Annotated in this window: 18 protein-coding genes; 3 read left to right on the plus strand and 15 right to left on the minus strand. The window is 63.9% G+C overall.

Annotation, left to right across the window (positions count from 1 at the left end; all coding sequences use genetic code 11):
- Nucleotides 1–5 precede the first annotated feature (5 nt).
- The 11 genes from ACN6KF_RS32205 to ACN6KF_RS32255 form a co-directional block, all read right to left on the minus strand.
- A complete protein-coding gene (locus ACN6KF_RS32205) occupies nt 6–1,130 on the minus strand; it encodes a mandelate racemase/muconate lactonizing enzyme family protein (RefSeq protein WP_434960955.1) in 1,125 nt (374 codons plus the stop codon).
- Nucleotides 1,131–1,181: 51 nt separating this feature from the next.
- Nucleotides 1,182–2,123, minus strand: a complete 942-nt coding sequence (locus tag ACN6KF_RS32210) for an alpha/beta hydrolase (protein WP_434961359.1) — start codon at nt 2,121–2,123, stop codon at nt 1,182–1,184.
- A 130-nt stretch (nt 2,124–2,253) separates the two neighbouring features.
- Nucleotides 2,254–3,150 carry a glycine betaine ABC transporter substrate-binding protein gene (locus tag ACN6KF_RS32215; protein WP_434960956.1) on the minus strand — a complete coding sequence of 299 codons (897 nt, stop codon included), beginning with the start codon at nt 3,148–3,150 and terminating at the stop codon, nt 2,254–2,256.
- 106 nt (nt 3,151–3,256) lie between these two features.
- Nucleotides 3,257–4,162: a glycine betaine ABC transporter substrate-binding protein gene (locus tag ACN6KF_RS32220; protein ID WP_434960957.1), complete on the minus strand. Its 906-nt coding sequence runs from the start codon at nt 4,160–4,162 to the stop codon at nt 3,257–3,259.
- A gap of 31 nt (nt 4,163–4,193) precedes the next feature.
- Nucleotides 4,194–4,955 (minus strand): ABC transporter permease, encoded by a 762-nt coding sequence (locus tag ACN6KF_RS32225; RefSeq protein ID WP_434960958.1) that lies wholly within the window; start codon nt 4,953–4,955, stop codon nt 4,194–4,196.
- Entirely contained in the window at nt 4,952–6,070 is a 1,119-nt protein-coding gene (locus tag ACN6KF_RS32230; RefSeq protein WP_434960959.1) for an ABC transporter ATP-binding protein, read from the minus strand. The genes ACN6KF_RS32225 and ACN6KF_RS32230 overlap by 4 nt, the downstream gene beginning before the upstream one ends.
- Nucleotides 6,067–6,729 carry an ABC transporter permease gene (locus ACN6KF_RS32235; RefSeq protein ID WP_434961360.1) on the minus strand — a complete coding sequence of 221 codons (663 nt, stop codon included), beginning with the start codon at nt 6,727–6,729 and terminating at the stop codon, nt 6,067–6,069. Before ACN6KF_RS32235 ends, ACN6KF_RS32230 begins: the two co-directional genes overlap by 4 nt.
- A gap of 58 nt (nt 6,730–6,787) precedes the next feature.
- Entirely contained in the window at nt 6,788–7,468 is a 681-nt protein-coding gene (locus tag ACN6KF_RS32240; protein WP_434960960.1) for an isochorismatase family protein, read from the minus strand.
- 1 nt (nt 7,469) lies between these two features.
- A complete protein-coding gene (locus tag ACN6KF_RS32245) occupies nt 7,470–8,774 on the minus strand; it encodes a M24 family metallopeptidase (protein WP_434960961.1) in 1,305 nt (434 codons plus the stop codon).
- 124 nt (nt 8,775–8,898) lie between these two features.
- Entirely contained in the window at nt 8,899–9,900 is a 1,002-nt protein-coding gene (locus ACN6KF_RS32250; protein ID WP_434960962.1) for a GlxA family transcriptional regulator, read from the minus strand.
- A gap of 13 nt (nt 9,901–9,913) precedes the next feature.
- The gene (locus tag ACN6KF_RS32255; RefSeq protein ID WP_434961361.1) at nt 9,914–11,449 is read right to left on the minus strand and encodes a trimethylamine methyltransferase family protein; all 1,536 of its coding nucleotides are present in this window, start codon (nt 11,447–11,449) and stop codon (nt 9,914–9,916) included.
- Between the two features lie 180 nt (nt 11,450–11,629).
- Between ACN6KF_RS32255 and ACN6KF_RS32260 the strand changes: the two genes are divergently transcribed.
- On the plus strand, nt 11,630–12,517 hold the full coding sequence (locus ACN6KF_RS32260) for a LysR substrate-binding domain-containing protein (RefSeq protein ID WP_322432150.1): 888 nt from the start codon (nt 11,630–11,632) through the stop codon (nt 12,515–12,517).
- A 269-nt stretch (nt 12,518–12,786) separates the two neighbouring features.
- Nucleotides 12,787–15,207 carry a GcvT family protein gene (locus tag ACN6KF_RS32265; RefSeq protein ID WP_434960963.1) on the plus strand — a complete coding sequence of 807 codons (2,421 nt, stop codon included), beginning with the start codon at nt 12,787–12,789 and terminating at the stop codon, nt 15,205–15,207.
- A gap of 90 nt (nt 15,208–15,297) precedes the next feature.
- Here the strand turns inward: ACN6KF_RS32265 and ACN6KF_RS32270 are convergent, their stop codons facing one another.
- The 4 genes from ACN6KF_RS32270 to ACN6KF_RS32285 all read right to left on the minus strand — a co-directional run bounded on the left by ACN6KF_RS32270 (nt 15,298) and on the right by ACN6KF_RS32285 (nt 21,416).
- Nucleotides 15,298–15,603, minus strand: coding sequence for a hypothetical protein (locus ACN6KF_RS32270; RefSeq protein WP_434960964.1), 306 nt, complete (start codon nt 15,601–15,603; stop codon nt 15,298–15,300).
- A gap of 5 nt (nt 15,604–15,608) precedes the next feature.
- Entirely contained in the window at nt 15,609–17,597 is a 1,989-nt protein-coding gene (locus ACN6KF_RS32275) for a hydantoinase B/oxoprolinase family protein (protein WP_434960965.1), read from the minus strand.
- Between the two features lie 13 nt (nt 17,598–17,610).
- Nucleotides 17,611–19,713: a hydantoinase/oxoprolinase family protein gene (locus tag ACN6KF_RS32280; RefSeq protein WP_434960966.1), complete on the minus strand. Its 2,103-nt coding sequence runs from the start codon at nt 19,711–19,713 to the stop codon at nt 17,611–17,613.
- 242 nt (nt 19,714–19,955) lie between these two features.
- On the minus strand, nt 19,956–21,416 hold the full coding sequence (locus tag ACN6KF_RS32285) for an aldehyde dehydrogenase family protein (protein WP_434960967.1): 1,461 nt from the start codon (nt 21,414–21,416) through the stop codon (nt 19,956–19,958).
- A 328-nt stretch (nt 21,417–21,744) separates the two neighbouring features.
- On the opposite strand from ACN6KF_RS32285, the gene ACN6KF_RS32290 reads away from it, so the two are divergent.
- Entirely contained in the window at nt 21,745–22,956 is a 1,212-nt protein-coding gene (locus ACN6KF_RS32290) for a 3-hydroxybenzoate 6-monooxygenase (RefSeq protein WP_434960968.1), read from the plus strand.
- Nucleotides 22,957–23,004 lie beyond the last annotated feature (48 nt).

Here is a 23,004-nt window from a genome sequence, read left to right on the forward strand (position 1 = left end):
CTGCTTCACGCCGCCTGCGCAAATCGCCTCTCGCCCTCCCCGACCAAGTCCCTGTCGAGCTCGAAGCCAAGGCCCGGGCGCTGGAGGGCCTCGATCCAGCCCTGCTTCGGATCGAGGTCGGGCGAGGTCACGATATCCTTTTGCACCAGTTGCCACATGATCTGGTTGCCGTCATCGAGATTGGGGATGGCGAGCGCGATATGATGCTCGGCACAGGTGGTGATGCCGGTGGTGAAGGAACTGTGGATGCAGATCTTCAGACCTGCCGCCTCGGCGACCGCCGCCGCCTTCAGCATCGGCTGGATGCCGCCGATCTCGCGTGGCCCGATACAGATCATGTCGGCGGCGCGCTGGCGGCAGATCTCATAGACATCGTAAAGCGTGAAGGCCGCCTGGTCGGCGACGATCGGAATGCCGACGGCTGCGCGCACATGCGCCATCGCCGGAATGCTCCAGCTTGCCGTCGGCTGCTCGATGAACTCGATCTCGAACCTCTCGAGCTTGCGGCACATGTTGATGGCCTCGTGCACGCCCCAGCCTTCATTGGCATCGAGCCGCAGGCGCGCATCGCCAATCTCCCGGCGCACCGCCGCGGTAATTTCCAGGTCGAGCTTCTCGCCTCGGCCGACCTTCAGATAGAAGACGCGCTCCCCACGTTGGCGGCCCGCGGCAGCGTCCCGCGCCAGCTCCTCGGCAGTCTCTCCCTGCAGGAAATAGAAATAGCCGACGGCCTTGCTATGGGCCCCACCCAGGAGCCGATGCACCGGCAGTCCCGCAAGTTTGCCTTGCAGATCCCACATCGCCATATCTACACCCGAGAACATCTGGTTGGCGGCGCGCATGATATTGGCGCCGTGACCGAGATATTCCTGGTGGAAGATGCGCGCTATCAAGGGCGCGACGTCATAGGGGGACTGCCCGACCAGATGACTCGCCAGCCGCCTGAGGATCGCCGCCGTTCCCGCCTGATCCGGCGCCACCGTGCATTCGCCAATGCCGACCATGCCATTGTCGGCCTCGATCTCGATCAGATTGACGGCGAAATTCTCCCTGATGCCGTAGGACCAGTGATAGGGCTGCTTGAGGGGCAGCACCAGCGGCCTGACGCGCACCTGCGAGACCTTGACCATATTGCTCGTTCCTTCCTGATATCGATGCGGGTGGCGTTGCCGATACGGGGCTTATCCTCGTCCTTCGGCAGCAAGCGTCGAGAGAGCCCGGGTTATGCGCTCCATCGCGGCCCTCGCGCGCAATGCCGTGTTGCGGGCTCGCAGGAAACTGTGCGGCAGGCCTTCCTCCTCATGCCAGGAGGCGGGGACGCCCTCGGCACGCAACCGGTTGCAATAGATCTCGCCATCGGAGGAAAGCGGATCACATTGGGCCGTGAAGACGTAGGTCGGGGGCAGATGCCCGAAGCTAGAGCCCGCCAGCGGCGTGAAGCGCGGATCGGCGCTGCAATCGATGCCGCCGGTACGCATGCCGCGATAATAGATGACGTCGCGGGTCGTCAGCAGCGGTGCGTGGGCATGGGTCAGATAGGAACCCTTGTCGAAATCGGCTCCCAGCAGGGGATAGATCAGCACCTGCCCGATCGGCCGCCGCCCCTCTTTCCCCTCATGATCCGCCAGGCAGGCGGCCAGATTGCCACCGGCGGAGTCACCCGCCAGCACAACCGGGTGCCCGAGGCCGGCCGTCACCCAGCCATAGGCGGCAATGGCATCCTCCAGCGCTGCCGTTCCCTTATGTTCCGGAGCCAGGCGATAGTCGACCGAGACGACCGTCAATCCGGTCGTCGCGCAGAACTCGGCGCAGACGTCGTCATGGCTGTCGAGACCGCCGAGGACGAAACCGCCACCGTGAAAATAGAGGATCGTCGCACGACCATTGCCTCCCTCCGCCGAATAGATCCGGATCGGAATGGCATGGCTCGGTGTCTCCACAGCCGTGGTTTCGACGGCGATGCCGGGCGGCCGGCCGGCATGAAAGGCCTGGGCCATCCGGTCGTAGACTTCCCGGTTGCGTTCGATCGACCAGTCGACGGCTTCAGGCGGATAGAAGCTGTTCGTCCGGTTGATGAAATCCCAGGTTTCGGCATCTATGAGGCGGGTGTAGTCAGGCGTCATCATCGGGTACCGCAAGCAGAAAAAATTCGATTTTCAGCAATACTTCGACTGCCATTGGGAACTCAATCGATCCGCAGGATTGGCATCGCAATGACAGTCATTCATCGTTCAAGTCCAAGAGCCATCAGAATTAAAGCAACCCCGCCTGCTTGAGATAGGCCTTGGCGACATCCTCGATCGCCTTCTTGTGGACGTCGACCTCGCCATTCAGAGCCTGCATGGTGGCGTCGTCCAGCTTGGCCGATAGCGCTTCGAGCGTGTCTTTCAGGTCCGGATGCGCCTCGAGCGTGGCCTGCCTGACGACTGGGGCGAGCGCGTAGTTCGGGAAGAAGCCCTTGTCGTCCTTGAGCAGGGTCAGCTTCATGGCGGCGATGCGCCCATCGGTGGCGCCGACCGTGGCGACGTCGATATCGCCGCTGGCGAGGGCATTGTAGACCAGCCCGATCTCCATCGGCCGAAGATTGGCACGCCCCGCCTTGAAGCCGTATTTTTTCTCCAGGCCGATCAGGCCGTCCTCGCGTTTGGGAAACTCCGCCGTGGCCCCAAGCAGGACCGGCTTGCCATCCTTATAGGCGGCGGCGAGATCAGAGAAGGTGACGAGGCCGTGCGTTTTGGCATTATCAGGCCGGATCGCCAGCGCATAGGTGTTGTTGGCCTTGGACGGCGCCAGCCATACCAGCCCCTTGGCCCCATCGAGCGTCTTCACCCTGGCATAGGTTTCCTGTGGCGACAGCGGCTCCGTCACCTTGTTGAAGGTCACCAGCGAGGTGCCCGTATATTCCCAATAGAGATCGACCTGCCCGTTCTCCAGGGCTGATCGCACGATGTTGGTGCCCATGCCGTCTTTCTTGTTGACGGTATAGCCCTTGCTTTCCAAGAGCTGCCTGGTCATTTCGGCGAGCAGGAACTGCTCGGTGAAATCCTTGCCGCCGACGGTGAGCGTGGCGGCAAAGGCGGTCGTGGACAACACGAAGGAGGCCGCGACGCACAAGGCGGCGATCGCGCGCTTGCGCAGAATACTGATCATGGTCTGGTTCCTTTGGCTCCATCAGCAAGTGACCGTCATCCCCGGCACGGCCGAAGGCCGTGGTATCCTCACGAGCCTTGCTTGTGAGTGAGGACGACAGGGCAGCTCACTTCAAGCCGTTCTGCTTGAGGAAATCGGCTGCGACGACTTCGACCGTCTTCTTGTCGACATCGACCTCGCCGTTCAGCTTCTGCATGGTGGCATCGTCCAGCTTGGCCGAAAGCGCCTCGAGGGTCGGCTTCAGGTCGGGATGGGCGTCGAGCACGGTCTTGCGCACCACCGGCGTGAGGGCATAGTTGGGAAAGAAACCCTTGTCGTCGGCGAGCACGCGCAGCCCCAGCGCCGCGATCTGGCCGTCTGTCGCCTGGGCGGAGATGACGTCGAGATCCTTGTTGGCCAAAGCCCTGTAGGCAAGGCCGAGATCCATCGGCTTGACGTTGGCCCGGCCGGCCTCGAAGTCATAGGTCTTCTGCAGGCCGAGCAAGCCGTCCTGGCGCTTGGGAAACTCGGCCGTGGTGCCCATCATCAGCGCCGTTCCGGCCTTGTAGGCGGCCGCCATGTCGGAGACCGTTTTCAAGGCGTCGGTCTTCGGATTGTCCTTGCGTACCACCATGGCATAGGTGTTGTTGGCCTTGGACGGCGCCAGCCAGACCAGTCCCTTCTCGCCATCGAGTTGCTTGACCCGATCATAGGTCGCCTGCGGCGAGAGCTTGTCCGTCACCTTGTTGAAGGTGACGAGGGAAGTGCCGGTATATTCCCAGTAGAGATCGACTTCGCCATTCTCCAGGGCGGCGCGGACGATCTTGGTGCCCATGCCGTTCTTCTTGTCGATCGTGTAGCCCTTGCTGGTCAGAAGCTGCGTCGTCATCTCGGCGATGATCTGCTGCTCGGTGAAATCCTTGCCGCCGACCGTGAGATTGGCCGCCGGGGCCACGCTGCCGGTCGCGGCCAGCACGATTACCGAAAACACCCCCGAAAACACGCACTTGCCCAGTTCCGTAAGCATTGTCATCGTCTTTCCCTCTGTTGCTTGTTGCCGCTGTTCAGCGCAGCGGATTGATGCCTCGCGGGACGAGGTAGTATTGCAGCCGGCCCACCAGGAAATCGGTCATGACAGCCAGGATCGCGGTGGGGATGGCGCCGGCGAGCATCATCGGCAGTTCGTCGAGGGCGATGCCGGTGAAGATCAGCTCGCCAAGGCTGCCGGCCCCGATCAGGAAGGCGAGCGGGGCCGAGCCCACGCAGATCGCCAGAGCGGTGCGGATGCCGCCGAAGATGACGAACAGTGCATTGGGCAATTCCACCCGCCACAAGGTCTGCAGCGGTGTCATGCCCATACCGCGCGCGGCTTCCAGGAGATGGGGCTGAACCGCGCGCAGCCCTGCATAGGTATTGCGCACCATCGGCAGCAATGTCGCCGCCCACAGCCCGAACACGGATGGCAGGATGCCGATGCCGAGCCAGGTCATCGACAAGGCGAGGATGGCGAGCGTCGGGATGGTGCTGCCCAGATTGAAGATCTGCATCGCGAATTCGGAAAAACGTCTGAGGGCCGGCCGCGACAGCAGGATACCCATGGGAACGGCGGTGAGGATGGCGAGCCCGCCCGCCCAGGCGACCAGTTCGATATGCTGCAGGCTCAGATAGGTGATGTCGTCCCAGTAGGCGAGAATCTCGCCCGCCATGCCGCTGAGCCACAGCCACAGGCAAACCGCAAGCAGCACCGCCCACATGCCAAGCGGCACCCAAAACTGCGAGCGCCCCCTGCCCTGCCTGGTCGCTATTGCCGCCGCTGGTCCGCTCATCCGGCTTCTCCGGCATGGCTGAGGCTGGCGACGATCGAGCGATAGGTCAAAACGCCCTTGAGCTGCCCCGCCTCGTCCACGCAGGGCAAAACGGGCATGTCCTGCGCAAACATGGAGGCCACCGCATTGCGCAGATCCGAATTGAGCGCGGCCGTGGTCTCGATCGGGCGCGCGTGGTCACCGACCATCCCCGTCGCAGTCCTGGCATGGTCGAGCGCCACCAGGCCCTCCGGTCGGCCATCGGCGGAGACCATGATGATGGCGTGCTGGCCGGAGGCCTGCATTTTCTCAAGGGCCAGAGCGATCGGATCCTGGCGTCCCACCGTATCGAACTGAGCGGTCATCGCCTCCCCGGCCGTCACCAGGCGCAGACGCTTGAGGGCCCGGTCGGAACCGAGGAAATTCTCGATGAAGGCATTGGCCGGCCTGGCCAGCAGCACGTCGGGGCTGGCATATTGTTCCAGGCGCCCACTGCGGAAAATGGCGATCTTGTCCGCCATCTTCACCGCCTCGTCGAGGTCGTGCGAGACGAAGATGATGGTCTTGCGGATCGCCCGCTGCATCTTCAGGAACTCGTCCTGGATCACCTCGCGGTTGATCGGGTCGATGGCGCCGAAGGGCTCGTCCATCAGCATGACCGGCGGATCGGCGGCGAGTGCGCGCAGCACGCCGACGCGCTGCTGCTGGCCGCCGGACAATTCGCGCGGATATCGGCTGAGGAACAGGTCCGGCTGCATGCCCACCAGTTCGAGCAGTTCGGCCGCCCGCGAGCGTGACTTCCTGCGGTCCCAGCCCAGCAGATCGGGCACCACGCAGATGTTCTCGCAGATAGTCTTGTTGGGAAACAGCCCGATCTGCTGGATGACATAGCCGATCGAGCGGCGCAGCTGGATCGGATCGGTCGCGCTGGTATCCTTGCCGTCGATATAGACCTTGCCGCCGGTCGGCTGGATCAGGCGGTTGATCATCTTCATGGTCGTCGTCTTGCCGCAGCCCGACGGCCCCAGCAGCACGCAGATCTCTCCCGCCGGCAGGTCGAGATTGATGTCGTCGACGGCGACGAAGGGCTTGCCCGCCGTTTCGAAAGTCTTGGTGAGATGTTCGAGACGGATCATCGGCTCGCTCCGCCCTTGATGCCCTTGGAAGTCAGCAGCCACTGCACCAAAGCGAGGAACAGGTCTGCCGCGATCGCCAGGAGGGACACGGCCAGAGCGCCCGTGATCAACTGCCGGGGATCGGATTGGCTGATGCCGCGCGAGATGAAGGTGCCGAGCCCGCCTGCGCCGATATAGGCTGCAATGGCGGTCACCCCGATATTCATCACCACGGCGGTGCGCACCCCCGCCATGATCACAGGCACGGCCAGCGGAATCTCGACCTGGCGCAGCCGCTGGCCCATGCTCATGCCCATGCCTGTAGCCGCCTCACGCAAGGCCGGGTCGACATTGGCGATGGCGGTATAGGTGTTGCGGATGATCGGCAGCTGCGAATAGAGGATCACGGCGATCACCGCGGGCACATAGCCGATGCCGTGACCGAAGGGCGATAGCAGCGGGATCATCAGCCCGAACAGAGCGATCGACGGCACGGTGATCATGATCGAGGCGAGATAAAGCACGGCGTCGGCGGCAGTTTTGGACTGGGTGATCGCAATGCCGATCGGCACTGCCGTGGCAAGGGCAATGCTCACCGCCACGAAGACGATGGAAATGTGTTCGAGTGCCCTGGCACCGATCACATGGAGATTGTCGGAGATAAAGGTCAGGATTTCCATCATGCCGCTGTGCCGCAATCCTCGTTTTGTCGCCGTCGTTCGAACCCGCAAACGCTCCTCAAAGTTCTGCATAGAGATCGGAGGCATTCTCATAGGTAAAGCGCAGGGGCACCGAGCCTCGGACCTGCCAGGCCTCGACTGGCTCGCCTGCGATCAGGCGGCATGCCTGGTCGGTGCCTACCACGGCACCGCCATAGAGCCGATTTGCCAGGTTGAGGATGGCAGTCTGATGCATGGCCGTGCTGGCCGTGCCGCAGGCATCCTTGACCAGGAGCACGTGGAAGCCGAGGGCTATCGCGTCCTTGACCGTCGCATCGACGCAGGCCTCGGTCCACACCCCCGCGATGGCCAGCCATTCGATGCCCTTGCGCCGCAATTCCTCCGCCGGCGAGCTGGCGCCGAACAGGCTCGGCTCCGATTTGAAGATGACTGCCTCCTCCGCGGCCGGCGCGACTTCGGCGCAGATGGCGATGCGCGGATCGTCCTTGTCGCTGAAAGCCGAACGTCCGTCGGCCTGCATGGGATGGAAGGGACGGCCGGGCTTCGCCGGATCCACGACATAGGCGGCGTGATAGAGCGGCACGCCGTGTCGGCGTGCCGTATCCTGCAGACGGCGTGCCTCCGCCAGCACGCCGGCATAGCCTTCGACCAGATAGCGCGGATCGGCCCGATGCTCCTCCTGGAGATCGATGAAGATGGCGGCCATCCGGTTGCGGTCGATATGCAGCGTCCGTTTCACGTCAGATCTGTCCTTCCAGGAACTCGTCCTCATAAGGGAAGCGCGACAGCAATTCCGTGCCGGTCTCGGTGATGAGGACCTCGTCTTCGAGCTTGACCCCTTCGCGCCCGCCCTTCTCGCCGATATAGCTTTCCACCGAAACGACCATGCCCGGCACCAGATGGCCGTCGCGGCCATAGGTTTCGTAATCCATCGAATGGGCGATGAACGGCGTTTCCCCATGCATGCCCACGCCGTGCATCACCGAGGTGTAGCGCTGGTCGACGAAACGCTCGGGGATCTTCCAGGCTTTCTCGGCAATCTCGCGGAAGGCCATGCCCGGCTTCACGATGCCGATATTGTGCTGCACCTGGTCGTAGGACATCCGGTACAGCATCTTCTGATAGGTCGTCGGCTTGCCCGGCCCACAGCGGAATGTGCGGGAGAAATCGGAATAATAGCCGTAGCAGCCAATGGTGTCGGTATCGAGTGCCACCAATTCGCCCGGGCGGATCTTGCGCCCGCTCGCCTCGTTGAACCAGGGATTGGTGCGCTGGCCCGAGCTCAGCAGGCGTGTCTCGATGAATTCGCCGCCCTGCCGGATCACCTCGTGATACATGATGGCGAAGAGCTCGTTTTCCGAAACGCCCGGCTTGATCGCCTCCCGGACCGAGGCAACGGCCGCTTCGGCGCCGGCCATCGAAACCTGAAGGCACTTGACCTCCTCCGGCGTCTTGATGGCGCGCACCGCCAGGATCTCGCCCTGGCAATCCCTGACGTCGCAGCCGCGCTTTTGCAGCGCCACTGCCTGCAGATGGCTGCAGCGGTCGAGGCCGAGCTTCATCGATCCGCCGCCATGGGTCTTGAGGAGTTCGGTGATCTCGTCGGCGAAGGGACCGGCCGTCTCGTCGTCCCGGCCCGACACCGATGACCACACGAGCTTGGAAGGCCGGGCCTCGTCGATCGTGTCGAGCACCATCGAGACATGGTAGCTCTGCGGATATTCGAACAGGACGATCGGCCCCTCGGTGGGGATGAAGAAATAGCGCGTGGAGTTGCGCAGGAAGTAGCCGAACATATTGCGCGAGCCGGTGGCGTAGCGCTGATTATAAGGGTCGAACAGCACGACCGCCCCATAGCCGGCCGCGGCCATCCATTGGCGCAGCCGGGCAAGGCGACCCTTGCGCAGGGCATCGGCATCGATGAAGGAAGGCTCGGTATCGGAAAGCCACATGCCGCCGGCCGGATCCGCAGCCGCCGGATGGCGCATGCGATCCTTGAAGTCGACATCCTCGACACGATCCGGATCGAAAACCACAATGCTCATGAATAGTCTCCTGTCCATGAACAGTGACCAACCGGCGCGCGCATTGTTTGGCTGCTTTCCGCGAAAACTATGCGCGATTCCGCAAGGCCGCCCGCCGTGACCATTCTCGTCATGCCGGGTCTTGTCATATCCTGGGCGCCTCCCCCGAGATCGACTTGCGCTGGCGCACGCCCCTCGGCGCGTAGCCGAAGCTATCGCGGAAGGCCCGGGAGAAATTGGCCGCATTGTTGAAGCCGCAGGCCAGCGCCACCTCGCCGACCCGCAGGCTCGAATGGGTGAGCAGATCGGCTGCCCGCCTCAGGCGCAGGCTACGGTAGTAATGGTTCGGCGTGACGCCGAGCTCGGAGCGGAAGGAACGCTCGAGCTTGTCGGCGGAGACGCCGAGGCGCCGCGCCAGCGCATCCATGCGAAGAAGGTCCTCGACGCAGTCCTCCATGATCGCCACGGCGGCCAGCACGAGTTCGTCGCCGATGCCGGTACGCAGGCGCAGCGGCATCGGCCGCCTGTCCACGCTCGACCGCAGCGGACTGTGCACAAACCATTCGGCGACGCCGGCCGAGAGCTCGCTGCCATAATCACGGCCGATCATGTCCAGCATCATGTCGAGGCTGCCCACCCCGCCTGCCGCCGTGAAGCGTCGCCGGTCGATGACATAGAGGTCTCGCTGCATGTCGAGGCCCGGAAAGGCCTCGCGAAAAGCCGGCTGGCTGGTCCAGTGCAGGGTGCAGGCATAGCCGTCGAGCAGACCGGCGCGGGCCAGCAGGAAAGCCGCATCGGCGACCGAGCCGAGATGTGCGCCAGCCCTGAGGTTGCGGCGGATCCAGGCCATGGCATCCTCGGCAACCAGATGATCGGCGTCGCCGCCCGAACACACCACGATGCGATCGACGGACGGCGCGTCCCGAACGCCGAAATCCGGCTCGATGTCGATGCCGTTGGAGGCCCGGACCTTCGATCCATCAGGGCCGACCGTGATCCAGGCATAGCAGCGCTTGCCGGACAGCGTGTTGGCGGCACGCAGCGGCTCGATCACCGAACTGAATGCCATCAGGGGAAAGCCCGGGAACATCAGCACGGCAAAGCGGATCGCCTCACTGGCCTGCCTTTCGCTCAGCCTGATCTCCATGGCATCGATCCCTTCAAGGTTCCCCGGCGCCGATCTCCGTGCGCCGGCGCACGACATAGGCCTCGAGCTCCTCGCGAACGGCTTCGTCCAGGGCCGGCTCCTGATATTCCCGCAAAGCGTGCTGCCAGAGGCCCGTCGCCCGGTCGAGTGCGTCATGCGCTCCGGCCTCCTGCCAGCTGCCGTAATTCTGCCAGTTGGAGAGCATGGGCTGATAAAATGCGGTTTCGTAGCGCGACATCGTGTGTTCGCTGCCAAAGAAATGCCCGCCGGCAGGCACGGCCTTGATGGCCTCGAAGCCCAGATCGTCCTCCTCGAAAGGCAGGGGACGCAGGAACTCCATCATGTTCTGGAGGATCTCGACGTCGAGGACGAGCTTTTCATAGGACGCCGTGAGGCCGCCCTCCAGCCAGCCGGCGGCGTGATAGATCAGATTGGCGCCGCCGAGGACGGCGCCCCAGGTCGCCATCTCCGTTTCATAGGCCGCCTGCAGGTCGACCGCATTGGAAGCATTGGCATTGGAGGTGCGATAGGGAAGGCCATAGCGCCGCGCAAGCTGGCCGGCGATGATGTTGGCCTTGGTGTTCTCCGGCGTGCCGAAGGCCGGCGCGCCCGAGCGCATGTCGACATTGGAGGTGAAGGCTCCATACATCACCGGCGTGCCCGGATTGACGAGCTGCGTCAGCACGACACCGAACAGGGCCTCGGCGTTCTGCTGGCACAGGGCCGCCGCCAGGGTCACCGGCGTCATCGCGCCCATCAGCGTGAAGGGGGTGACCGTTACCGGCTGTCCATGTTCGGCCATGGCCATGAGGCCGTCCGCCATGGCGTCGTCGAAGAGCCGCGGCGAGTTGACGGAAATGATGGTGATGACGCCGGGCGAAGCGCGCATCTCCTCCAGGGTGATGCCCCGCGCGATCGCCATCATGGCGATGGCATCCATGGCGCGGCCGCGCCCGATGGCGCTGCAGTGGAAGCTCAGATCGCTGAGAGACAGATTGGCTTTGTAGGTATCGAGGTGGCGCGAATTGGCCGGCAATTCGATGGGCGCGCACACCTGGTTGCCCAGGATGTGGATGGCGTTGAAATAATGGGCCAGGCGGGTGAAGTTCTCATAGTCGGCAAGATTGCCGGATCGCCGGCCGTTGATGCGGTCATGCACGTTGGGCGGCCCGGCCACCAGGCCGAAGACCAGCGCATTGCCGCCGATCTCGAGCTGCTTGTCGGGATTGCGGCCCGTCAAGGTGAAGCGACGCGGCGCGGTGCGAAGCGCTTCCTTCACCAATGTCTCGTCGATGCGGATGGTCTGGCTCTCCCGGTCGACGAGCGCGCCGGCCTTTTCGAACAGGTCCATCGCCCGCGTGCTCATCACCCGAATGCCGAGTTCGGAGAGAATGCGCATCGAGCTGCGATGCAGCATCTCCATGCGCTCTTCGTCGAGCATCTGCATGGGCGCATAGGGATTTGACACGCGCTGCCAGGGCAGCTGGGGAATGCCCCCGCCCCGCGCGCTTCTCGATCGGCGCCCCCCGCCACGCCTGTCCTGTGTCATGCCCGGTACGCCACCCTTGCTTGAATTCATCTGACAACTCGCCATGATAGGTGTGGTACAAGGCGCCTTTCACGTGATTAGTTTGGCGGCATTGCCCAAAAAAAATGATGTCATGGCGCAAAGCGGCGTTGAACCGGCGGAGGCAGTTGAACTAGCCTCCGGCAAACATCCAGAGCCGCCATGAAACCCCCTCCTCCGCTCAACTACATCCGCTCCTTCGAATGCTCGGCCCGGCATTTGAGCTTTACCGAGGCCGCCAAGGAGCTGGGCTATACCCAGGCCGCCATCAGCACCCATGTGCGGGCCCTGGAGCACTATATCGGCCGTCAGCTGTTCGTACGGTATCCGCGCAGCCTGAAACTGACCGAGATGGGAGAGGCCTTCCTGCCGACGCTCAGGCAGGCGCTCGATCAGATCGACCACGCCACCGAAGCCATCCTCGCCTCGGTCAGGAACCGGACGGTGGTGATTTCCTGCCCGGCGACGCTCGCCACCAACTGGCTCGCGGGCTGCATTGCTGCCTTCCATGCCAGGCATCCTGATATAGAAGTCGTGCTGCACGGCACGATCTGGGAGGATCCCAGCGAACCGGCGGCCGATCTCACCGTCTCCGCCCGGCGCTTCGACAACAAGCCACCAATGGCCATCCCGCTATGGGATGAGAGCCTGGCTCTGCTGTGCGCGCCGCAATTCCTCTCCGGGCCGAACGCGATCAGGTCCCCCGCCGATATCCTGAAGCAGGGCTGGATTTTCGTGCACAGCCGCCAGGAATATTGGCAATGCATGGGCGCGGCTCTCGGCATCGAGACGTCGGAGCACGAGAAATATCTCAGCACCAACTCCTCCAATATCGCCCTGGAGCTGGCGGTCGCCGGTGCGGGCTGCGTCGCCGTACAGCTTTCGCTCGCCCGCCCTTTTCTGAAAAGAGGGCTTCTGGCCGAACCCTTCGCTGTCCGCCCGCCCAGTCCGTGGGGCTATTATCTTTCCGACAATGCTTCATCCAAGGGCAGCGTGGTAAAAATCGTGAAGGAGTGGATTCTGGCCCGCGCCAAGGCCGACATGGTCTGACACGATCCTCCGATAGACTTCCCCGAGCCAATCCTACGTCTCAAGCGTTCGGCAACAAGCGAAGATCGCGAGGCCAATGACATCGTTTTATTTGGTCATTCTTTGCCGAACACCGCTTTTTTGCGCGAAAGGCTGCCTACCCGCCTCGTGCCCTGCTGCCTAGACTTGCCCGGTCACAACAGGCGAAAGCCCTGCCAGGATCTTCCGCGTGGATCTCCCAACGGCATCGGGCCTTCGCCGCATGGATTGTTCATCGGGAAGTTCGTTTCATGCGTAGCCATGCCCAGGCCGTCGTGATCGGCGGCGGTTTGATCGGTTGCTCGATCCTCTATCACCTCGCCAAGCTCGGCTGGACCGAAATCGTCCTGCTGGAACGGGACGAACTCACCTCGGGATCGACCTGGCATGCGGCCGCCAACATCCACGGCCTGCACGACTCGACCAATATCAGCCGCCTGCAGCACTATACGATGGCGCTCTACAAGGAGCTGGAGGCGGAGACCGGCCAGGGCTGCGGCATCTTCCAGCCCGGCTCGCTCTATCTCGCCCAGACCCAGGAGCGCGAGCACCAGTTGCGGCTGCAGGAAGCCAAGGCGCGCCGCTACGCCATGAATTTCTACGAGGTCTCGCACGGTGAAGCCGAAAAGCTGCATCCGCTCGTGGATTTCTCAGGCATACGTTGCATCATGTTCGAGCCCGAGGGCGGCAATGTCGACCCATCGGGGGTGACGGCGGCCTATGCCGCCGGTGCCCGCCAGCGCGGCGCCGAGATCCATCGCTTCACGCCGGTCACGGGCACCGAGGCGCAGCCCGACGGGAGCTGGATCGTGCGCACTCCGAAAGGCGATATCCGCAGCCAGTGGATCGTCAATGCCGCCGGCCTGTGGGCGCGCGAAGTGGCCGCCATGGCCGGGCTGACCCTGCCGCTGATGCCGACCGAGCATCAATATTTCGTCACGCAGACCATCCCCGAGATTGCCGCGCTCGATCGGCGTCTGCCCTCGGTCGCCGATCGCGACGGCGAATACTATCTTCGCCAGGAGGGCCTCGGCCTGCTGGTCGGGGCCTATGAGCGCGACATGCGGTTCTGGGGCGAGGACGAGACACCCGCCAATTTCGGCCATGAACTCTTTCCCGACGATCTCACCCGCATCGAGGACAACATGATGCGGGCGATCGAGCGCGTACCGGTGCTCGGCTCGACCGGCATCCGGCGGGTGATCAACGGCCCGATGATCTGGTCGCCCGACAGCGCCGTGCTGTTCGGCCCCATGCCGGAAATGAAGAACTACTTCTGCTGCAATGGCATCATTCCCGGCTTCTCCCAGTCGGGCGGCATGGGCAAGCTCGCCGCCGAATGGATGATCGAGGGCGAGCCCTCCCTCGACATGTTCGCCTGGGACCTCGCGCGCTTCGGCTCCTGGGCCGACAAGGCCTTCACCAAGGCCCGGGTTCGCGATCAATACGGCCATCGCTTCAAGATCCACTTTCCCAATGAGGAGCGCAGCGCCGGCCGGCCCGTGCGCACCCGCCCCATCCATGCGATGCAGCAGGAAATGGGCGCGGTGTTCGGCTTCAACTTCGGCTGGGAACATCCGCTATGGTTCGCCGCCGCGGGCGAACCCCGGGAGGAGACGGCCGGTTTCGCGCGCCAGAACTGGTGGGAGCCAGTGGGGCGGGAAGCGCGCATGCTGCGCGAGCATGCGGGCATCATCGATATCTCCAACTTCGCCAAATATGAGGTCACCGGCCCGGGTGCGCGAGCCTGGCTCGATGCGCTGTTCGCCAATCGCATGCCGACGCGGACAGGCCAGATCTGCCTCACCCCCCTGATCGGCCGGCGGGGCGGCGTCGCCGGCGACTTTACGGTCACCAAGCTTGCCGATGATCGTTACATGATCTTCGGCTCCGGCATGGCGGAACGCTATCATCAGCGTTTCTTCAACGCCGTGCCCCTGCCGGAAGCAACGCTGTTTCGTTCGATGACGGAGGCCATGTGCGGTTTCAGCGTCGCCGGCCCCAAGGCGCGCGCCCTCCTGCAGAGCCTGACATCCGATGACCTTTCCAACGACTCCTTCCCTTTCATGCGTTCGCGCCTTCTCAATCTGGCGGGCATCGAGGCCGTGGCCCTGCGCGTTTCCTTCACGGGCGATCTCGGCTGGGAGCTTCATTGCCAGGCCGGCGACCAGGAAGCGCTCTATCGCGCCCTCCTCGCGACCGGGAAGGAGCTCGGCGCCGGTCCTGTCGGCGCGAGAGCGATGACGTCGCTTCGCATCGAGAAGGGCTATGGCAGCTGGGGGCGCGAATATTCGCCGGAATATTGGCCTCAGGAATCCGGCTTGGCGCGTCTCGTCAAGCTGGACAAGGGCGATTTCCTCAACCGCGACGCCTATGCGGCCGTCGCCGACTGTCCGGTGCGGGACCGGCTCGTCACGCTGGCCATCGAGGCCGAGGATGCCGATGCAACTGGCGGCGAACCGATCTTCCTGCCGGACGGCACTCCGCTCGGCCAGGTTTCCTCCGGCAGCTATGGCTATTGGGTCGGCCAATCCTTGGCCCTGGGTTACGTCAAAGCCGATCTGGCCTGTGACGGCGATGCCGTGACAGTGGCCATATTAGGGATCCCGCATAAGGCGCGCATCCTCGCCGAGCCTGCCTTCGACCCAGGAGGCGAGCGCCTGAGAGGCTGAAGCCCCGTCCGGCCATGACCGTTTGCATATCGCGCACGCCGGCGGGCGCGACGCCGGGGCGATCATCGAGGATCATGGCCGGTTCGCGGGTCAGATTTGTGTTTCGGAACGGGCGGCCGTCACCTCCCAGTGCCGGTATGAAGGCTCGTCCGTCGGTGCGATCTCCGTCGCCAGCAGCACATAGCAACCGGGACAGAAGACCTGGCGCAGGCCAATCGGCCGATCGGTGAAATGCGACGCCGGGGCTCGCACACCGGGACCCGCATCCTGGGAAGGCCGCTCGCGGCGGATGGCGTTGGCGAAGGGGTTGCCCACACCAGCCCCCAAGGGATGATCGCAATGATCGCAAACGATGGTCCCGTCCGTCTGCTGCCTCACATTGTCATCGATCTTCATGGCTCTCACTCCGCAGCCTGGTTCGGGACGGGTTCGCCGACGCGTTCGCATCGGATCTGCCTGCGGCGCCGGCGGGTCGCCAGTTCGTCCGCGCTGCCATCGCCATTCAGCAGCACACCATAGATGTCGTTGGCCGCCTTGGCGGACACCTTGCGGGCCTCGACGTCGCGGGCAACGAGAACCGCATCGCGCAGGAGCGGATCACCGTAACCGCCGCCGCCCTGCCAATGGGTGTAGTAGACATCCTGCTCGCCCAGATGCGTCTCCAGATGCGCTTCCAGAATGTCGGCGGTGCCGCCAGCCTCCTCCAAGGTCGCGGGAATACGTCCGGCCGCGAAGAGTTCAGCGACACGGGCATTGCGCTTGAGAACATCATATTGGGTGCCGGCAGGATAGCCGCCGCTGATGCCGGTTGCCTGCGGCAGCGCCTTGCCGGTAGCTGAGACGACCAGATGCACGCCCCCGATCGGGGAATCATGCGGGATGAAGCAGCTCGATCCGCCCATGCCGCCGCGAAAACGGCCCGGTCCGCCGGAATCCGTCTCCTCTCGCCGCCACAGATAGAGCATGGGGAAGCTGAATTCGTTGATCTCGACATCGGCGACGCGGCCCATCGGGATACAGTTGAGACCACCGGTATCGACCCCGTCCTGATCGACACGGGCGCCGAGGCCCCCGGCCATGGAATCGCAGATCATGGTCACGAAGGGGTTCCCGCGCTGGTCGAGCCCGGCGAGCACGGCGAGGTCCCAGGTACCGCAGCACACGCACATCAGCGATTTGCGGTGCTCGGGATGCACATCGAGCATGCCCGCGACGCATTCGGACACCACGTTCTGCGTCGCCCAGGCCGAAGCCACCGAGGCCTTGCCAATGCCGGCCGGGAAGTTGCAATTGTTGATGGTGCCGGGCTCACTGACGATCTCGAGGCAGCGATAGAGGCCGCCCGGCGACCAGGGAATGTCGCCGCACAGCATGGTCAGCACGATGGGCATGATGCCGCCGCGAAGGCCAGCGAAGGTGCAGTTGGCAAAGCCCTCCGTTTCCTTGTCGGTGCCGGTGAAGTCGAACTTGAGGCTATCGCCCTGCTTGGTCATGGTCAGCAGGATCTTGTAGAGATTCCGGTCGCTGTGGCGGAAGGAATCCTGGTGGGCAACGCCGCTCCACGTGCCATCCGGCAGCGCCTGCAGCTTGGCACGCAGCCGCGCCTCGGCATCGTTCATCATGCGCTTCATCACCGCCTTGACGGTGAGCGCGCCATATTTGGCAATCAGGGCGGCGAGGCGCTCCTGGGCGATGTTGTTGGCACCGATCTTGGCCCGCAAATCGAGAGCAATCAGGCGCGGCACCCGGGAACGGCGCAGATACATGTCCTCGATGTCGGAGCGGATGCTGCCACCCTCGACGATCTTCACCGGCGGGATCGGCGTCGATTCCCAGAAGACGTCGCGCCCCTCCACCGACCAGCTTCCCGGCGAGACACCGCCGAGATCGACCTGATGGCAGACGACGGCGGTCCAGGCGAATACCTCGCCGTCATGGACGAGCGGGGCAAAGACGGTGACATCGTTCTGGTGCAGGCCGCCGCCAACCCAGGGATCGTTGCACAGGAACATGTCGCCGGCCTGGAAGCCGGGCTGCCTGGAGCGGTTCTCCAGCGTCCATTTGACCGCCATGTCGACGGAAGCGGCAAGCTGGGTGTTGTAGAGCCCGACGACGACGGAATCGCCGCATTCGTCGAGAATGGTCGCGCCGAAATCGTTGCAGTCCGTCACCACGACGGAGCCCGACATGCGCTTGAGGCCGTCGCCCATCTCTCCGGCGACGGCGGCGAGGCGGTGGCGGATGACCTCATAGGTCAGGGGATCGACGGCCTCGATGTCCTTGTCCGTCACCTGGTGCAGCTTCGCGCCCGATGCGAGCTTGCGGGTCTCGTCGAGTGCCTTCGGCTGATAGGCGTAGCGCTCCGACCCTGCGATTTGAATGAGCGGCATGGTTTTCTCCCCCTCAGCCCGGTTCCGCGACGCGAATGGCGAGATTGCCATAGGCGTCCACCACGCCGGCAAAGCCTTCCGGCAGCGCGACGGTGGTGGTCGGTGTCTCCACCACGGCCGGTCCCGTCAGTTTCGACCCGGCGCCCAGGCTGCGATAATCGTAGATCTTGGTGTCCTGCCAGCCTTTGCGCGTATCGAGGAACACCTTGCGCATCGAGGAAGGAATCGGATCGGCGGTCGCGCTTTCATGCGCGGCGAGATCGGCCCGGATCGGCAGGATGCCGATAGCGCGCACCCGGTAGGTGATGATCTGCAGGCCGGCGTCGCTGAACCCGGCACCTTTGCCGTAGATGCGTTCATAGAGCTGCTCGAAGCTGGCACCGATGCCGGCGATCTCTGCCTCCCCGAGCGGCCCTCCCGGCACCGGAGTGGTTACCTCGGCCATCTGCATGGTGTAGCGCAGCTCGGCTTCCCGCTCATAGACCACATTGGCAAAACGCAGCTTCTGCTGGACCAGGCGTTCGGCGAGCTCGGCTTCGAGCTTGCCGAAATTGCCGTTGAGCGTGGTCGGCTCGATGGGGAAGTTGCCCGGATCCGACATTTCCGCGGTCAGCACGATGTCGGAGGAGGCGAGCCCGTAGGCCGAAAACACCGCGGCGGTGGAGCCGAGCGGCACCACCACTTCCGACACGCCGAGATCGGCCGAATAGTTGACTGCATGGACCGGACCTGCGCCGCCAAAGGAATAGAGCACGAAATCGCGCGGATCATGCCCGCCATTGACCACGACGCTGCGCACGAGATCGGCGGTCTGGGCATTCTGGATGGCGTAGATCGCGGCGGCGCCCTGCTCCACGGTCAGGCCGAGCGGTTCGGCGATCCTGGTGCGGATCGCTTCGGCCGCGAGCTCCTTGGACAGCTTCTTGCGACCACCCAGGAAATTGTCGCCATTGATGATGCCGAGCACGAGATCGGCATCGGTGACGGTCGGTTCCTGCCCGCCCTCGCCGTAGCAGACCGGACCGGGACGGGCACCGGCGCTGCGGGGGCCGACACGCAGATTGCCACCGCCGTCGATCCAGGCGATCGCACCGCCGCCGGCACCGATGGTGCGGACATCGACCATCGCGGTGTTGATCTGATGCTGGTGCAGCACCGTGGTCGTCGTCGTGCTCGGTTTGCCGTCGCGCACCAGCCCCACCAGGAAGGTGGTTCCGCCCATGTCGGTGGAAATGATGTTCTTGTGCCCGAGGCGCTCGGCCAGGCGCAGGCAGCCGATCACGCCGCCGGTGAGCACTGAACCCAGCGTACTGACGGCGTGTTTGGGCGCATCGGCCGCCTGCACGCAACCACCTGAGCCCTGCATGACCAAGAGGGAGCCCTCGAATTTCTTGGCGCGCAGTTCTTCCTCGAGCGGGGTGAGATATCCCTTCAGCACTGGGCCGATCTGCGTGTTGATGATGGTGGTGGCGCTGCGGGTGTATTCGCGGATGCGCGGGCTGGTCTCATGCGACAGGGCGACATAGAGCTCCGGCGCTTCTTCCTGGATGAGCTCGCGAATGCGCCGCTCGTGCACCGGGTTGCGGAAAGCCCAGAGCAGCGAGACGGCAATCGCCCGCACGCCGTCATCGCGCAGCTTCCTCACCGCAACACGGACGCCCTGCTCGTCGAGGGGAACGATGACTGCGCCCTTGTGGTCGATGCGCTCGTCGATCTCGATCACGTCGCGATGCGGCACCAGCGGCGCGGGCTTGTTGGTGCGCGAGATGTTCTGGACGGCGCTCGGATCGAGGCCGGCATAGCGCCCTTCCAGATTCATGATGCGGATGGAATCGGCATGGCCTCGAGTGGTCAGGAAGCCGACACGCGCCACGTCGCCGGTGACGACGGCGTTGAGCGTAGAGGTGGTGCCGTGAACGATGTAATCCGTCTTCGATAGAAGGTCCTCCACACTGCTTCCAACCGTGTGTGCCAGTTCTCCAAGGACGTTGATGAAGCCGCGCGAAAAGTCGGGCGGCGTCGAGTGGGCCTTGGCGGAGACCAGCACGCCATCCGTGCTGGCCAGGAAGCCGTCGGTAAAGGTACCGCCGGTATCGACGCCGATTACATATGTCATGGATCCTCCCTTTGTTTTGTTTTTGGTTAGGCAGCACCGTCACGCGGAAGCGAAACGCGCGTCCCCTGCTTGGTTGTCAGCACACAAAACTGGAATGCGGCCGGGTTTGTCCTGAAGGTTTCGCCTTCACTCTCCGCCTGCCTTGAAGGCCCGCGGATACTCCCTAGCTCATTAAACAGCATACATAAATTCAGTATGCTGTCAATATGGTCGCGACGCTCTGCCGGCGCCGGCTCACGCCCTCACCCCTTCGGCAGTACGATGTTGATGGTCTTGGTCTCGGTATAGCCCAGCATCTCTTCGATGCCTTCCTCGCGCTCCACGCCCGAGCTTTTCATGCCGCCGAAGGGAACGCCAATGAAATGCGCCGAAGAACCGTTGATCCAGGTGTGGCCGGCGCGGATCTTGCGTACCATCCGCAAGGCGTCGTTGATGTTGTTGGTCCACACCGCCGCCGTCAGGCCGTATTCGGTACTGTTGGCCTTCTCCACCGCCTCGTCGAAGCCCGTCCACTTGCCAACCGACAGGATCGGGCCGAACACTTCCTCCTGCCACAGCCGCATGCCCGGCTCGACATCGGCATAGACGGTCGGCTCGACCCAGTAACCCTTTTCGAACATCGGACCATAGGGACGCTTGCCACCGGTCATCAGGCGTGCGCCATCCGTCTTGGCGCTCTCGAAGAAGGAAAGCACCTTTTCCAGCTGCACCCGCGAATTGACGGGCCCCATCCCGGTATCGGGCGATTGCGGGTCACCGAGCCGGATCGCCTTGACCTTGTCGACGACACGCTCCAGCACGGCGTCGTAGATGTCGGCATGCACGAGGAGACGGCTGGTTGAACCGCAGGATTGGCCCTGCCACGCGAAGTTCATGCCACGGACCGCTGCATCGGCAATCCGGTCCGGATCGACGTCCGGAAAGGCAATGAAGGGATTCTTGCCGCCCAGCTCCAGGCTGACATGCTTGACGCCGACCTCCGCTGCCGCGCGCTGGATGGCCCGCCCCGTCTGCGGCGAGCCGATGAAGGCGATGCGCTTGATCAAGGGATGCTGGACGAGAGCGTTGCCAACGACCCGGCCGTCTCCGGTGACGATGTTGAAGATTCCGGGCGGTAGCGCCTCCCGCGCAATCTCCGACAGGATCATGGCCGAGAGAGGGCTGGTTTCCGGCGGTTTGACCACGACGGCATTGCCGGCGGCCAGCGCCGCCGCAGTCCTCGCCACGGCAAACATCAGCGGGTGATTGAAGGGGGCGATGCGCACCACCACGCCATAGGGCTCGCGCAAAGTGAGGTGCAGATTTTCATGCGTGGAGGGGATCGTCGCGCCCTTCAGCTCATGGGCGAGACCAGCATAATAGTCGAGGCTGTCGACCGCGAAGCCGACGTCGCCGCGCATGGGCGTGACGGTGTTTCCGGTATCGGCGACCTCGACCTTGAGGATCTCCTCCGAGCGCGCCAGCAGGGCCTTGCCGAAGTCGCGCATCGCGCGGCTGCGTGCCAGCGGCGTGAGCGCGAACCATTCGGGCCAGGCGGCATCCGCCGCCCTGACAGCACGGTCGACATCCCCAACCGTCGCGCGCGGCACGCGGCCGATGACCTCTTCCGTTGCTGGGTTGATGGACAGGTCGAACTCGCCGCTGCTGGCATGAGCGAGCTCGCCGCCGATCAGCATGCGATCCGCCTGGGTGACGTAGTTCATCGGATAGTGCTCCTCCCGTTCGACGGACCCGTCAGCAGGCCTGCCTTTGTTCTTCACCATTCCGCCTGTCGATCCACGAAGCCGGGACCCTTGCAGCCCTGCCATCTCGCAGGCCGCGCCACAGGCACCCCATGACGACATGGCACATGGTTCATTCCATAATTGACAGTATACGGATTATCAGTTAACTGTCAATTATGGAATACCCGACCGAGCACTACCGGGATCGCACCGCCCGAGGCCACCTGCCCAAGGCCGCACGATCATCCGATGCCGTACGGACCGCACCGGTTCCAGTGAACAAGCCAATGGAGAGGAGACACCGAAAATGCAGCACAAGACCGTCATTGCCGGCGCGGGAATCGGCGGCCTGGCAGCTGCGCTCGGCCTCGCCCGCAAAGGCCATGCCAGCATCGTGCTCGAGCGCGCTCCGGCGCTGGGTGAAATCGGCGCCGGTATCCAGCTCGGCCCGAACGCCTTCCACTCCTTCGACTATCTGGGCGTCGGCGACGCCATGCGCAAACTGGCGGTTTATGTCGACCGCCTGCGTATGATGGACGCGCTGACGGCCGAGGAGATTGCCTCGATCGACCTGACCGAGCCGTTCCAGAAGCGCTTCGGCAATCCCTATGCCGTCATCCACCGCGGCGATATGCACCGGGTTCTGGTCAATGCCTGCCGCGCCGATCCGCTCATCGACCTGCGCACCGGCTGCACCGTGACCGGCTACGAACAAGACGGAACCGGTATCACGGCCCTGCTCCAGACCGGTGAGCGCATCGCCGGCAGCCTGCTGATCGGAGCCGACGGGCTATGGTCGAACATCCGTACCCAGCTCGTCGGCGACGGCGCGCCCCGGGTGACGGGCCATACGACCTATCGAAGCGTCATTCCCACCGAACAGATGCCGGAAGACCTGCGCTGGAATGCGGCAACGCTCTGGGCGGGCCCCAAATGCCACATCGTCCACTATCCGCTATCGGACTGGAAAAGCTTCAACCTCGTCGTCACCTACCACAACGACGCGCCGGAACCGGTTGCCGGCAAGCCGGTCAGCCAGGAGGAGGTGCTCATCGGCTTCCAGCATGTCCATCCGCGGGCGCAGGATATCATCCGTCACGGCAAGGACTGGAGGTTGTGGGTGTTGTGCGACCGCGATCCGACCGACAGGTGGACGGAAGGACGGGTCGCGCTCCTCGGCGATGCCGCCCATCCCACCCTGCAATATATGGCGCAAGGGGCCTGCATGGCGCTGGAAGACGCGGTCTGCCTGTCCGACGAAATCGCCGCCCATCCCGATGATCACGAAGCCGCGCTCACCTCCTATCAACGTCGCCGCGTGACCCGCACCGCCCGCATCCAGTTGATGTCGCGCGAGGTGGGCGATCACATCTACCATCCCGCCGGCGTTCATGCCCGATTGCGCAACGAGATCATGGCCGCCAAATCGCAGGAGCAATGGTACGACGCCCTGCAATGGCTGTACGGCGCCAACGGCCTTGGCGTAGCGTCGGCCCCACAACCTGTCGCGGCGGCCTGACCGCTTCGCACCGATCCAGCTTCACAACAATGCTTCGAGGACCATCCC

Origin of the sequence: Labrys methylaminiphilus subsp. lupini (assembly GCF_051161885.1) — a bacterium.
Classification (GTDB): domain Bacteria; phylum Pseudomonadota; class Alphaproteobacteria; order Rhizobiales; family Labraceae; genus Labrys.

Excerpts from the sequence above, each read along its gene's own strand:
- ACN6KF_RS32205 (WP_434960955.1), bottom strand. The coding sequence starts at position 1,130 with ATGGTCAAGGTCTCGCAGGTGCGCGTCAGGCCGCTGGTGCTGCCCCTC.
- ACN6KF_RS32210 (WP_434961359.1), bottom strand. The coding sequence starts at position 2,123 with ATGACGCCTGACTACACCCGCCTCATAGATGCCGAAACCTGGGATTTC.
- ACN6KF_RS32215 (WP_434960956.1), bottom strand. The coding sequence starts at position 3,150 with ATGATCAGTATTCTGCGCAAGCGCGCGATCGCCGCCTTGTGCGTCGCG.
- ACN6KF_RS32220 (WP_434960957.1), bottom strand. The coding sequence starts at position 4,162 with ATGACAATGCTTACGGAACTGGGCAAGTGCGTGTTTTCGGGGGTGTTT.
- ACN6KF_RS32225 (WP_434960958.1), bottom strand. The coding sequence starts at position 4,955 with ATGAGCGGACCAGCGGCGGCAATAGCGACCAGGCAGGGCAGGGGGCGC.
- ACN6KF_RS32230 (WP_434960959.1), bottom strand. The coding sequence starts at position 6,070 with ATGATCCGTCTCGAACATCTCACCAAGACTTTCGAAACGGCGGGCAAG.
- ACN6KF_RS32235 (WP_434961360.1), bottom strand. The coding sequence starts at position 6,729 with ATGGAAATCCTGACCTTTATCTCCGACAATCTCCATGTGATCGGTGCC.
- ACN6KF_RS32245 (WP_434960961.1), bottom strand. The coding sequence starts at position 8,774 with ATGAGCATTGTGGTTTTCGATCCGGATCGTGTCGAGGATGTCGACTTC.
- ACN6KF_RS32250 (WP_434960962.1), bottom strand. The coding sequence starts at position 9,900 with ATGGAGATCAGGCTGAGCGAAAGGCAGGCCAGTGAGGCGATCCGCTTT.
- ACN6KF_RS32255 (WP_434961361.1), bottom strand. The coding sequence starts at position 11,449 with ATGACACAGGACAGGCGTGGCGGGGGGCGCCGATCGAGAAGCGCGCGG.
- ACN6KF_RS32260 (WP_322432150.1), top strand. The coding sequence starts at position 11,630 with ATGAAACCCCCTCCTCCGCTCAACTACATCCGCTCCTTCGAATGCTCG.
- ACN6KF_RS32265 (WP_434960963.1), top strand. The coding sequence starts at position 12,787 with ATGCGTAGCCATGCCCAGGCCGTCGTGATCGGCGGCGGTTTGATCGGT.
- ACN6KF_RS32270 (WP_434960964.1), bottom strand. The coding sequence starts at position 15,603 with ATGAAGATCGATGACAATGTGAGGCAGCAGACGGACGGGACCATCGTT.
- ACN6KF_RS32275 (WP_434960965.1), bottom strand. The coding sequence starts at position 17,597 with ATGCCGCTCATTCAAATCGCAGGGTCGGAGCGCTACGCCTATCAGCCG.
- ACN6KF_RS32280 (WP_434960966.1), bottom strand. The coding sequence starts at position 19,713 with ATGACATATGTAATCGGCGTCGATACCGGCGGTACCTTTACCGACGGC.
- ACN6KF_RS32285 (WP_434960967.1), bottom strand. The coding sequence starts at position 21,416 with ATGAACTACGTCACCCAGGCGGATCGCATGCTGATCGGCGGCGAGCTC.
- ACN6KF_RS32290 (WP_434960968.1), top strand. The coding sequence starts at position 21,745 with ATGCAGCACAAGACCGTCATTGCCGGCGCGGGAATCGGCGGCCTGGCA.